Source organism: Mesorhizobium yinganensis (assembly GCF_040081985.1).
Lineage (GTDB): Bacteria > Pseudomonadota > Alphaproteobacteria > Rhizobiales > Rhizobiaceae > Kumtagia > Kumtagia yinganensis.
Map to the genome: position 1 here is coordinate 1 of NZ_JBEBMH010000013.1, position 11,705 is coordinate 11,705.

10 protein-coding genes and 3 pseudogenes are annotated in these 11,705 nt (G+C 62.4%); 4 read left to right on the plus strand and 9 right to left on the minus strand.

Annotated features, from left to right (window positions below; genetic code table 11):
* A partial coding sequence (locus tag ABMA59_RS21520; protein ID WP_349007100.1) for an ATP-binding protein occupies nt 1-125 on the plus strand: 125 nt, incomplete at its 5' end.
* A gap of 64 nt (nt 126-189) precedes the next feature.
* Here the strand turns inward: ABMA59_RS21520 and ABMA59_RS21525 are convergent.
* Complete coding sequence (locus tag ABMA59_RS21525) at nt 190-684, minus strand: alpha/beta fold hydrolase (protein WP_349007447.1); 495 nt, start codon at nt 682-684, stop codon at nt 190-192.
* Nucleotides 685-887: 203 nt separating this feature from the next.
* Here ABMA59_RS21525 and ABMA59_RS21530 point away from each other — a divergent pair.
* Together ABMA59_RS21530 and ABMA59_RS21535 are read left to right on the plus strand one after the other, a co-directional pair.
* Nucleotides 888-1,621, plus strand: a pseudogene (locus ABMA59_RS21530) (IS5 family transposase).
* A 195-nt stretch (nt 1,622-1,816) separates the two neighbouring features.
* Nucleotides 1,817-2,611 (plus strand): annotated as a pseudogene (locus ABMA59_RS21535) (IS481 family transposase); the annotation flags it as partial.
* 325 nt (nt 2,612-2,936) lie between these two features.
* Here ABMA59_RS21535 and ABMA59_RS21540 read toward each other — a convergent pair.
* Nucleotides 2,937-3,851, minus strand: a complete 915-nt coding sequence (locus ABMA59_RS21540; RefSeq protein ID WP_349007448.1) for a LysR family transcriptional regulator — start codon at nt 3,849-3,851, stop codon at nt 2,937-2,939.
* 249 nt (nt 3,852-4,100) lie between these two features.
* Here ABMA59_RS21540 and ABMA59_RS21545 point away from each other — a divergent pair, with 249 nt between their 5' ends.
* The gene (locus ABMA59_RS21545; RefSeq protein ID WP_349007449.1) at nt 4,101-4,808 is read left to right on the plus strand and encodes a peroxiredoxin-like family protein; all 708 of its coding nucleotides are present in this window, start codon (nt 4,101-4,103) and stop codon (nt 4,806-4,808) included.
* On the opposite strand, the gene ABMA59_RS21550 is transcribed toward ABMA59_RS21545, so the two are convergent.
* From ABMA59_RS21550 to ABMA59_RS21580, 7 genes and pseudogenes are all read right to left on the minus strand, one after another.
* Entirely contained in the window at nt 4,792-5,847 is a 1,056-nt protein-coding gene (locus tag ABMA59_RS21550; protein WP_349007450.1) for a LysR family transcriptional regulator, read from the minus strand. The genes ABMA59_RS21545 and ABMA59_RS21550 overlap by 17 nt on opposite strands.
* A gap of 12 nt (nt 5,848-5,859) precedes the next feature.
* Nucleotides 5,860-7,704, minus strand: a complete 1,845-nt coding sequence (locus ABMA59_RS21555; protein WP_425475960.1) for an adenylate/guanylate cyclase domain-containing protein — start codon at nt 7,702-7,704, stop codon at nt 5,860-5,862.
* A gap of 19 nt (nt 7,705-7,723) precedes the next feature.
* A pseudogene (locus ABMA59_RS21560) lies at nt 7,724-9,027 on the minus strand (NAD(P)/FAD-dependent oxidoreductase).
* Nucleotides 9,028-9,054: 27 nt separating this feature from the next.
* Nucleotides 9,055-9,504: a DoxX family protein gene (locus ABMA59_RS21565; protein ID WP_425475965.1), complete on the minus strand. Its 450-nt coding sequence runs from the start codon at nt 9,502-9,504 to the stop codon at nt 9,055-9,057.
* Nucleotides 9,505-9,539: 35 nt separating this feature from the next.
* Nucleotides 9,540-10,322, minus strand: a complete 783-nt coding sequence (locus ABMA59_RS21570; protein WP_349007452.1) for an HvfC/BufC family peptide modification chaperone — start codon at nt 10,320-10,322, stop codon at nt 9,540-9,542.
* On the minus strand, nt 10,309-11,331 hold the full coding sequence (gene bufB, locus ABMA59_RS21575; protein ID WP_349007453.1) for an MNIO family bufferin maturase: 1,023 nt from the start codon (nt 11,329-11,331) through the stop codon (nt 10,309-10,311). The genes ABMA59_RS21570 and bufB overlap by 14 nt, the downstream gene beginning before the upstream one ends.
* A 32-nt stretch (nt 11,332-11,363) precedes the next feature.
* Nucleotides 11,364-11,633 (minus strand): BufA1 family periplasmic bufferin-type metallophore, encoded by a 270-nt coding sequence (locus tag ABMA59_RS21580; RefSeq protein WP_349007454.1) that lies wholly within the window; start codon nt 11,631-11,633, stop codon nt 11,364-11,366.
* Nucleotides 11,634-11,705 lie beyond the last annotated feature (72 nt).

Sequence of the window (11,705 nt, forward strand, 5' to 3'; positions counted from 1 at the left end):
TCGATCGCCTAACTCACCATTGCCATATCCTGGAGACCGGAAACGACAGCTTCCGCTTCAGGAACAGTTCGGCAAAACCCGTCAAACCCGCGAAGGAGAAAACCAAAAACTTGACCCCGACCTGACCCAGACCCATCATCCACCCGGGTCAGTTCTCAGTGGAAACCCCGGGTCAGTTCTTCGCGGAAATCAACAGCCTGGCTCGAAGTGCATTGCGAGAAATCCTCCAAGGGCGTCCACCTCGGATAGATATTTTCGCGCAGAGTTGTCCCCAAACGCCCCGTAGCTGCCGCCGGCAACGCTAGTGACATGAACCAGTCGCGCAGGATCTATGTACGCCGCCGCGGCAAGCGCCCAAGGCCCGCCCTCAGACCAGCCCGTCACGCCAAACTTTTGGTATCCTAGCCTGTCGGCGATGTGCTCCAAGTCTTGTGCCCAGCTCTGATATCCTCTCGACGGCTGCGGGCTCGACTGGCCTATGCCTGGCCGATCGACACCCAACAGCCGTATGCCGCATCTCTGGGCAGCATCCGCGAACAGTTGCACTTCAAGCCTGCTGCTTGGTCCACCATGATTGTGGATGATCAGGGGGCCGGCGGGATGGCCGACCTCAACGCACGCGAGTGAACGGCCATCGGAGGTCGTGATATTTCTTGTGGCGAGGTGCTCGGTCTTGGCGATCATTGTGACCTGGTTTTCTGGCTTCCTGGACGAGACGCGGAGAGGCGATTGAGCAGACTAGAAGGTCAACTGTGGATTCAGACAGGCTAGCGCTCGTGGACAAACGTTGACTGAGGAATCCGGTTTTGATTCAAGGCTTCTTTTTGGAGGGAGCCTTGGGCGAACGCGTTGGACTGACGGACGAGGAATGGGCGCTGATCGGGCCTTTGCTGCCGCCTGAGCGCGGACGCGGGTGTCGGCCGGCACAAGACAACCGGCTCTACTTCGAAGGCATGATGTGGATGGGGCGCACGGGTGCGCAGTGGCGACATCTTCCCGACGAGTACGGCAAGTGGAACAGCGTGTTCCGCCGCTACCGGCGATGGGTCGAAACCGGCGTGTTCGATGCCATGCTGGAAAGTCTGGCGGAAATGGTCGAGCGAGATAGTACCGCCGACATGATCGACAGCACGATTGTCCGGGCGCATCACTGCGCAGCCGGCATAAAAAGGGGACTCAGCAGACGGAGGCGCTTGGTCGGTCGCGCGGCGGCTTCACCACCAAGCTGCATGCCCGCTGCGACGCCAGAGGCCGCCCGCTCGGCTTCGTCGTGACGGGCGGAGAAGCGCATGACATCAAAGGCTTCGCGCCGCTGCTGCGAATGATCGCCGGCAAGATCGAAGCGCTGCTGGCCGACAAGGGCTACGATGCCGACGCCATCAGGGAGACGTTGGCGAAGGCCGAGATCGAGGCGGTCATCCCGGCCAAGCGCAACCGCAAGGACCCCGCGCCATACGATGCTGAGAAATACAAGTGGCGAAACCTGGTCGAGCGGCTGTTCAACAAGCTCAAGAACTGGCGCCGCGTCGCCACCAGATACGACAAGACAAAGGAATCCTACCTTGGCTTCGTCGCCATCGCAGCAGCCAAGCTTTGGTTACCCTTTGTCCACGAGACCTAGCACAGCATCTTGTTGGCAAAAATCCGCGTTCTCAAAGGACGCTGGAAGCCATCGGTGAGCAAGGCCTACTCTCAGACGATAGGGCAAACTCGACCTCGGACACTTCTACGGTGCCCCCATCGACCCTCTTCCGCACCTGACCACCTTCGAAGACGTAATGAACTCCACCGATCAATATTCGAAGGAGTCTACATGGGCGGTAGCGCCGGCATGTTCGACCATTCCTCGCGGCCCAAGACAAGCCCGAGGCGAACCGAAGCCGCGGTGGCGGATGCGATCGTGGCGCTGCGCCGGCAGCGCCTGACTGGCAAGCACATCGCCATGCAAACCGGCGTGTCCGAGGCGACGGTGAGCCGGGTGCTGGCACATGCCGGCCTGTCCCGCCTGAAAGACCTGGAACTGGCCGTGCCGGTACGCCGCTATGAGCGCGAGCATCCCGGCGAGCTCATCCATCTCGATATCAAGAAGCCCGGCCGGATCGGTTCTGTGGGACACCGCATCACCGGGCGATATCCTGGCGCGGTCAACCGCCATCTCGGCATCGGCTGGGGATTCGTCCACGTCTGCATCGACGATGCCTCTCGCGTCGCTTTCGTCCAGGTCATGCCCGACCAGCGCAAGGAGAGCGCTGTCGCCTTCCTCGAAGCTGCCATCGCTTATTACGCCAGCCTTGGCATTAAGGTGCTGCGCGTGATGACCGACAACGGCTCCTGCTGCCGATCAAAAGCTTTCCGGGCAGCCTGCAAGCGTTTGCGTCTTCGTCAGATATTCACCAGGCCGTACACGCCCAAGACCAACGGCAAGGCTGAGCGCTTCGTCCAGACGAGCCCGCGCGGATGGGCTTGCGCCCGAGCCTACAACACTTGTCATGAACGCACCGCCGAACTGCCAAGATGGCTTCATCGCTACTATTGGTACAGGCCACACGCCAGCTTAAAATCCAAACCACCTATCAGCCGCCTCGGACTAACTAAGGACAACCTATTGAGATCCACAACTAGCTATGGAATGCCAGCGCTTCGAGAGATTCCCAAACTGAAAGTGGCTCTGCGTGCTTCGAAGGACAAATTGTACTACGCCAGCGTGCTGGAGAACTTCCGACTGCACGATGCGGTGTGAATTGGTGGCTCGCGAACACAGTTTTACACTCAAAGCGACGGCTGAGTCAGCCGAGGATAGAAACACATCAATACGGCATCGACGACGCATCAATGAACTATAGCGAACTGCGGCTGCCTCTACGAGGGACCTATTAACCGTCGGGTTGCTGTAAGTGCTGGCCGGCATTTATGTCTCAAGATCTGGGCCAGATTTCTCACGCCGCTGAGCGTTGCGGAACCTCCACGGCGTTTCCCTCCGCCCAATCATAGGATTTGACGGAATTTACGAAGGTTAGTACCGCGGGCGAAAAGCGCCGACCCGCGACCGTGACGAGGCAGACTTGTCGCACCACCTGCGGTTCCGCGACAGGACGCACCTGTAGCCCGGGGATCACCGCGCTGTATTCTGGGATGAAGCAAATGCCCAATCCGCCGGCCACCATGTTCTGGATCCAGTCCTCGCGCTCGCTTGAATAGGACACGAGCACTTTGACACCACGCACCTCGCAAAGCTTCGACAGATAGTCGGCGTATTCGCAATTGATACGCCGCAGGTAGATCTCGCCATCGATCGCCGTGATCGGGATCGCCTCATATCTCGCAAGTTGATGGCCCGGTGGGACGGCGAGCATGAAGCGCTCGTGAAACAGGCAGGTAAAATCGAAGCGTTCCGGGAACGAGCCGCTTGTCGACATGATCGCAACGTCGAGGTCTCCCGCCTCGAGCATGCCCGAAAGCTTGTCGGGAACGCCTTCGATGAGCTGTAGGCGGATGCCGCTGTGGCGCCGGTTGAAGTCTGTGAGCAGACCGGTGAACCGCCGGGGACCGATCGTGCACATGACGCCGACCTTCAAATGGGCATCGTCCAGGCAAAGGAATTGCGAAGCTTCCTGTCGGACACCCATCAATTCGTCGACGATCTGTTGGAAGCGGGGACGAAGCAGTGCGCCGAGATCGGTGATGTGCGTAAGATTGCGCTCGCGCCGGAACAGGAGGCCGCCGACTTCGTCCTCGAGCTGCTGAACGGCGCGGGACAGCGCAGGCTGAGTGACGTTGCATCGTTCGGCCGCCCGCGTGAAATTGCGTGTCTCGCACACAGCGAGGAAATAGCGGATGTGATGAATGTCCATGGCGCCCTCCAGCCCTTTGTGGACGCTGCTGTTCTATCCCGTCGGAGGACATGCCGACCAATACCATGAGCGCATGGTTTCGATAGCAGGATGGCATTTTATTGCTGGACGGGTGTCGAGCATCTTGCAGAGCGATCTGGAAGCGAGGCTCATCCCTCGAAGATTTGGCCAGGTTAATCTTCCAATGCTTGCGAGAAGTGGCAACACTGTACCATAGTATTTCTGCTTCAGGCGAAAAGGATCGCGGGGTTGACACTGGAACAGGGAATGCCACCGCTGGCGCAAGCCGTAAAGGCAGCCATAGAGCTCGATGCTCCGCTGCGGCAACGTCTCGGATTGATCGCCGATGCGGTGCAGCGTTTTCGTCCGCAACAGGCGGAAGCGATAGGCCGGCTCGTAACACGCCTGAAGAGCAATGATGTCGGGCATTCCACCCCCAAAGTGGGACAGATGCTGCCCGGCTTCGTGCTGCCCGACGAAAACGGCAAGGTGGTCAGGCTTGCGGATTTGCTTCGGCGAGGACCGCTCGTCGTCACATTCCAGCGCGGGCATTGGTGCCCCTATTGCCGATTGACCGCTGTTAGCGTTGCCGCCGTACAGGACAAGATCGAGGGTTTGGGCGCACAGCTCGTGGCAATCGTTCCCGAGCACGCGAGATACTCCAAAATCCTCAAGGAGAGTGCGAGAGCGCGCTTTCCTTTTCTTACTGACGCCGCCAACGGGTATGCGCTTTCCCTGGATCTAGCCATTTGGGTCGGGTTGGAAATGGAAAGGATCATGGCGGAGGCCGGCGTCGATCTTCCCCGATATCAGGGCAATTCAGCTTGGTTGCTGCCTATTCCCGCAACATTTGTGGTCGGCAGCGACGGCGCCATAGTTGCTCGTTATGTCGACCCCGATCACCGGCGACGGATGGAGATCGATGATCTGCTCGCCGCTGTCAGACAGGCTCGCTGACACCGAAAGGCGACCAGTCTGCCGCGCGGAGCAGGCTAAGAAGCAATCCGCCGGCAGCCGAATTCATGCGGCCGGCTATCGCAAAGACGGAGATCGTCCGTGAGAGTTCGATGTCCGGCCTGAGAAGACGCACCCTCGCGGAGCCAGGCGCGGTCACCGAAAGGAACGCTACGCCGGCGTTGGCCTCGAGCAGAGCCAGCAGATCATGATCCATCTCGACCTCGTGTTCAATTGAGGGAACGAAGCCGGCTAAAGACCTGTCGTGATCGTTTCGAAGTTCGCAATCCGCGCGGCGCAGGAAAACCTCGCCCGCGAGTTCCGCGATTGCGATATCGGGCGGTATGCGCCGGCCAAACCGGTGATCGACATTGACCGCTACCAGGATCTGTTCGCGAAAGAGAGGCCACATGTTCAAGCGCTCCCACGAACTCAACGGCCCCGCGATCGCGATATCCACCTCGCCGTCCTTCAGAGCGTCAAGGATAGCAGATGCAGCCCCCCGCCGGATCTTCAGTTCCAGGGCTGGATAGCATCGCGCGAGTTCGGCGACGGATTGCGCAAGCACAGCCATGTTCACGCAATTGGCGACGGCGATATTGATCGAAGCCACGTCGCTGTCATGGACGGCTTTCGCTATCGCCTTTGCCGAAACAGCCGCTTCATAGCATTGCTGCAGCGTGGGCAGCATCCGACGGCCGAGTTCCGTCAAATGAGAGTGTCCCCTCTCTCGGCGGATCAGGGCACCGCCAAGTTCATCTTCGAGCTGCTTGATCGAACGAGTGAGCGCAGGCTGGCTGACATGACACTCCGCCGCCGCTCTCGTGAAATTGAGCGTCTTGGCGAGGGCCAGAAAATAGCGAACCTGCTGCATTTCCATGCGGATGAGCTCCCTCAGGAGGAAGCCTATTCGATGTTGCAGATTGGAGGCAATACAGCCGGCCAGTCCGTGAAACTGACGCCGCCAAGCAACAGCGACCGATATGTGCAAACGTAGACGGCGACGAATGCCATTACATGAGTGCAAATTGCAGGACGGCACCGCCAGCCGATCTCAGCCCAAAGCGTGAATCTCCACCGGCACCGCCTTGCCGCGCACCATGGTGATACCGAGAGGACGCGACGCAACGGTGCCGGCCGCGGCTTGCAGCGTTGCGCCGCTGATGACGATCTCCACGCCATGTTCCTTGGCGACGCCGACCAGGCGGCTGGCGAGGTTCACCGTATCGCCGATCGCCGTGTAGCTTAGTCGTTCCACCGAACCGACATTGCCGACCAATGCGGTTCCCGTATTGATGCCGATGCGAACGCGGATTTCGTCACGGTCGGGCGAGATCGCTGGCCTCGCATGCATGGCGGCGCGGATGGCGGCCGCCGCCCGGCAGGCTCGCGCTGCGTGATCGGGCAACTCATTGGGCGCGTTCCAGATCGCCATCACCGCGTCGCCGATGAACTTGTCAACCGTCCCGCCTTCGGCGTGGATCGCGTCCACCGCCAGCGTCAGAAAGCTGGTCAGGTGTGGTTCGACGCCCGGTCCTAGCTGTTCCGTCAGCTCGGTGAAGCCGGGCAGGTCTGCAAACAGCACGGTGATCTCGGTGAGTTCGCCACCCGGCTTCGGCTCGATGTCGCCCTGGACCAGTGGGCGCACGACATCGAGCGGCAGATAGCGGCCGAAAGCAGACAGGCCGCCGGCCATGCGCTTCAGCGCCTGGGACAGATCGTTGAGTTCGACGAGAAAGGTTGGCGTGTGGCGCACTTTATCCAGCTCGAAGTGTTCGACCGCATGCAATTGGCCGGCGAGCCGCCTGAGCGGTCGGGCGAAGAGGAGGTTGGCGAACAGCACCGCGCTGGCGGCCGCCAGCAACGCCATGCCGGCGATGACGAACAGCACGCGCCTGGTGTTGCGGTCGATCTCGCCGGCAAAGACCGAGCGCGGTATTGCCGTGACAAGCCGCCATTCCTGGAATGGCAGCGGCGTCGAAGAAATGAAGACCGGCCCGAGCGTTTCGCTCTTGGCGAGCGTACGATATTCCCTGTTCGGCTCCGCCGCATCGGTCGTCGCGACGGCGGCGGCCAGCGCGTCGGAACGGGGATAGTCGGAGAGCCGCGAGGCCATGATGCCGTCGTCCGGGCTCGAAGTGGCAAGCACCATGCCGTCCTGGCCAAGTACGAATGCCTTGCTGCCCTCCGCCATGTCGAGGCCCTGCAATGTCTGCGAAAGGCGGCGCAGGCTGACGGCGACCATGACGACACCCTGGAATTTCCCAAAAATCTCGACACGTTTGGAGACGACGATCGACGGCTCGAAACCGGCGGGTAGTATGTCGGCGACGGTCCATACGGGTTCGACCGCATCCTTGCCCAACCTGAACCAGGGGGCGCCCAGCGGGATGTAGGCGGTCTCGCCAAGCGACCGCTGCTCGAAAAAAATGTCGCCGGGAATTGGGTGGTAGGTGTCACGGCGCAACGGCCGGGAAGCGCCCGGCGCACCCGCGCCGATCTCCAGCATCTCGATCTTGCCTTCAGATGTCGCGTGCGAACCGAAGAAGCGACCATCGGGAAATCCGAAGCCGATCCAGGCGATCGCCGGTTGCTCACGCAGCAGCGACAGGAACAGGAACTCGCGCTTCACCTCGTCATCCGCCTTGATCGCGCCCTGGAACAGGATCGAGCGTACGATCTCGGCGGTGGAAGCGACGAGCGCAAGCGTTGATGTCAGTTCGCCGCGCACGGCGCCGACGCTCTGCGCGTCGAGGCTGGCGACGACCTTCTCGACATTGGCGCTGGCGGTGCGCTGCCAGATGATGTGCACGAAGGCGGCGGTCGACAGGACGGCAAGCAGAAGCAGACCGGTGACCGCCCGGCCCAGCCGCACTCGCGGCAGCGACCAGCCTTGCAATCTGTTTGCTTGCGTTGCGTTACCGGTCATTGCGGTCGGTGATGAGCCGCGCGCCGCGATCGAAGGTGACATAGGCCCAGGCCCAATCGAGGAAAACGACAATGCGGTTGCGGAAGCCAACCAGATAAAAGTGGTGGGCGAAGCACCAGAGCAGCCAGGCCGGAAATCCGGAAAGCCGCAGCCATCCGAAATCGGCTACCGCCGCCTTGCGGCCGATCGTGGCGAGGTTGCCGTAGTCATGGTAGCGGAACGGATCGATGGTCGCGCCGGCCAGCCGCGCCTTGATCAGCCGGGCGACGTATTTGCCCATCTGTTTTGCAGCCGGCGCAACGCCCGGCACCAGGCGCCCTTCAGCGCCCTTGACGGCGGCCGTATCGCCGATGACGTAGACGCCGTCGCGGCCGGGGACATGCAGCCGCTCATCGACTGTGACCCTCCCGGCCCGGTCTGCCGGTACGTCGAGCCACTTGGCGGCGCGTGAAGCCATGACGCCCGCGGCCCACAGGATCGAGGCGGCGGCGATCTCGTGCCCGTTCGCAAGGCTGACGCCGTCGCGATCGCAGCGGGTGACCGCCGCGCCCAACCGCACCTCTACGCCAAGCCGTTCCAGTTGCTTCTTGGCCTTGGCGGAAAGTTCTTCCGGGAAGGTAGGCAGGATGCGGTCACCGGCCTCGACTAGGATGACCCGCCCCGAGGAGGGATCGATATGGCGGAAATCCCGGACAAGGGCATGGCGGGCGAGTTCGACGATGGCGCCTGCCAGCTCGACACCGGTCGGCCCGCCGCCGACCACGACGAAGGTGAGGAGGTCACACGCAGATTGGCATCCTGCGTCGCCTCCGCCCGCTCGAAGGCGGCCAGAATGCGCCCGCGGATTTCCGTAGCGTCTGGAATGGTCTTCAGCCCCGGCGCTACCGGCTCCCAATCGTCATGACCGAAATATGCGTGGCGCGCGCCGGTGGCGATCACCAAGAAATCGTAAGGAATCCGGCAGTTTTCAATGACGACTTCGCGAGAGGCCGTGTCGACGCCCTCGACCTTTTCCATCAGCACTGTCGCATTCTTCTGGCGCGACAGGATACGGCGGATCGGCATGGCGATCTGGGCCGGAGACAAGCCGGCGGTGGCCACCTGATAGAGCAGCGGCTGAAACAGGTGATAGTTTCGGCGGTCGATGACGGTGACGTCGACGGGCGCGTTGCGCAGTCCGATAGCCGCGTTGAGGCCGCCGAAGCCGGCACCGAGGATGACGACGCGCGGCCGCCGCCCGGCGTCTTCGGTTCCGTCGGCCCGGATGTCTTCGATCACGGCATCCATCGTCATCTCTCCGATCGCTTGCCGCAACATGGGTCAGCCCCTGCCGCGGAACAAGCGGGCGACAAGATGATCGAGCGAGAAGACACCGGCGCCACGCGCGAAGATGAGCAGCAGCAGCGACGCCCACATCAGATGTTCGGCCCAATGGCCGGGATAGACGAAGATCTGGATCGTCGCGACGACGCCGAGCAGCATCAGCGCCGCTAGCCGCGAGAACAGACCGAGTGCGATCAGCACCGCGCCGGAAAGCTCCGCCGCCGTCGCCATCGGCGCGGCGACGTCAGGCGGCAGGATCGGCAGCTTGTACTCGTAGGCAAAAAGCTGCAGCGTCACCGGCCAGGAGGCGAGTTTGGTCTGCGCCGACTGCCAGAAGACGTTGGCGACGGCGACGCGACTGGCGAGTTGGACGAGCGATAGCGGAAAGGCATCGGCGATCCGGATCAGGCCGCGTATGCGGCCTGTCCAGCCGCACCGGTGCGGCATGGGCATCGAATGGGTCATGGCCACAGGACTCTCCATCAATTGCTGGGGTTTGGATCGAAACGGACATGTGCGACAAGACCGTCGCCGAACAAGCCGACCAGCGCGCCGAGCACGTCGAACATCGGGTCGTGAGCAAGGGCGCGGGAGACGGCCTTCTCCAGGCCCAGTCCTCCCCTGAGCGAATTGCGGAACGCGAACTGGGCAGCAGGCAGACTGGCGAAGCGCACGCTTTCACCGCTGCGCCAAAGCGCGATGCGCTCGGGGCGCCGCCGTGAGGCGTCGACATGCATGGGTTCTCCGCCGTCCTGGTGCGCCGACCAGATCGACAGAACCGGCCAGTGGGAGACGAGCATACGCAAAGACGGCTGCAGAATAAGGTCCGGCGTCGCCTCGGCATCGGCCTTGTCGAGATCAGCCAGGGTTCGTGCCGGGCGCGTGGCGGTGTCCAGTGCCTCGGCGATCGTCCATTCGAGCCGGGCCGTTTCGGAAACGTAGGGCATCTCCTCCAGGCCGTCGAAGGTTCGCAAGAAAGCCGGGAAATCCGAGCCGTAGCGGCTGAGCCGCGGCTCGCGCGGCGGATTGCGACGGACAAATTCACTTGCCGCGTAGCGGAAGAAGCGCTCGTCGACGAGTTTGACGGTGACCGGAAACACGGCCATCAAGGTCGCGGTGAGCGAGGCGCGCGTGTTGTTCTGGTAGACGCGCAGCCTGCCGTAGGGATCGAACTGCCCGGCCTCCAGCAGAGGCGCCAGCCCGAAACTGTTGCCGCCCAGCACCGAGCGGGCGATCGTCTTCTGCAAGGCATCAAGCGACAGCATGGCGGCGGCTCCCGGTTTGCGGATTGGTCGCGGGTGCGAGGCGCAGTGCCTCGAAGGCGGCGAGCGCCGGCATGCGGCCACGGTTGGGTTTGCGCTCGAAAGGAACGACGACGCTGGAGAAACGGCTGTCTCGCTTGGATGGCGGGTCCCCGGCCCTGCGCCCGAAGGCGATCGACGCCGAAAGCATGTCCGCCCACATCGCCTCTCCGAGCAGCACGTCGAGCTCAGGCACCTCCGTATCCCATTCGATCAGCGTCGGACGCGAGCCGATCGTCTGGAGGGTGTCAGCATATAGCGACCAGACGGCCGGCGGGACGCGCGAGCCGTGATCGTCGATCAGGATGGTGTCGTCGCCGACATGGTTGACGGCGTGACCGGCGAGATGGATCTCGCCGACCGCTTCCGCAGGCAGCGTCGCGATGAAATCCGCGGCGTTGAAGCCCAGATTGTGAGCCGATACGAAGACGTTGTTGACGTCGAGCAGCAGGCCGCAGCCGGTTCGCTTAACCAGTCCGGCGAGAAACTCGGCCTCGGTCATGGTGGAGCCGGCGAATGCGATGTAGGCCGACAGGTTCTCGATCAGCACCTGCCGCTTCAGCGTTTCCTGCAGCCGGTCGATATTGCGCGCCACGATGGCAAGCGCCTGATCGTCATAGCGCAGCGGCAACAGGTCGTTGAGATAGGCGCCATCGGCGACGCTCCAGGCGAGATGCTCGGAGACGAGGTCTGGCTGAAAACGCTGGCAGACCTTTCGCAGCCGCTCCAGGTGATCGGTGTCGAGCCCACTCGCGCTGCCGAGTGAAAGGCCGACGCCGTGAACGGAGAGCGGGTAGGTTTCGCGCAGTTTCTCGAGTGCCGAAACCTGGGCGGATTCGCCCATGTAGTTCTCGGCGTGGACCTCCAGCCAGCCCGCCGCGGGGCGGCGGGCCAGGATCTCGGCGATATGGCGGGAGCGAAGACCGATGCCCGCCGCCCTCGGGATGGTGAGAGAAGGGAAAATGTCGGACATCGGTCAGTTCCTCCGCTGCTTGCCGTTTGGGATCAGGCCTTGGGTTCGTTGCTTCCGCCGGAAATCTTGGCGCAGGTGCCGGCCGGCACGTAGATCCAGGAGTCGCCCTGGTTGTCGGCGGTGGACGTTCCAGCGCAGGAGTGCGTCGCGGTCTGGCAGTCATTCTGGCCAGCCTTGACCACGCCGTAGCATTTCTCGAACGAGAAATCAGGCTGGGCGGCGGGACCGGCGAAGGAGCCGGAAGCGGCGAGCGACGTGGCAGCGGCAAGCGCCGAACCGAGGAGAGTGCGGGTGTTGATCATGGAAAAGTCCCTTCCTGTGAGGTTGCGTATCGACGGGCCATCGACCTGTCCGAGACGACATTCGCCGATCCC

Excerpts from the sequence above, each read along its gene's own strand:
- ABMA59_RS21565 (WP_425475965.1), bottom strand. The coding sequence starts at position 9,504 with ATGCCGCACCGGTGCGGCTGGACAGGCCGCATACGCGGCCTGATCCGG.
- ABMA59_RS21525 (WP_349007447.1), bottom strand. The coding sequence starts at position 684 with ATGATCGCCAAGACCGAGCACCTCGCCACAAGAAATATCACGACCTCC.
- ABMA59_RS21570 (WP_349007452.1), bottom strand. The coding sequence starts at position 10,322 with ATGCTGTCGCTTGATGCCTTGCAGAAGACGATCGCCCGCTCGGTGCTG.
- bufB (WP_349007453.1), bottom strand. The coding sequence starts at position 11,331 with ATGTCCGACATTTTCCCTTCTCTCACCATCCCGAGGGCGGCGGGCATC.
- ABMA59_RS21540 (WP_349007448.1), bottom strand. The coding sequence starts at position 3,851 with ATGGACATTCATCACATCCGCTATTTCCTCGCTGTGTGCGAGACACGC.
- ABMA59_RS21580 (WP_349007454.1), bottom strand. The coding sequence starts at position 11,633 with ATGATCAACACCCGCACTCTCCTCGGTTCGGCGCTTGCCGCTGCCACG.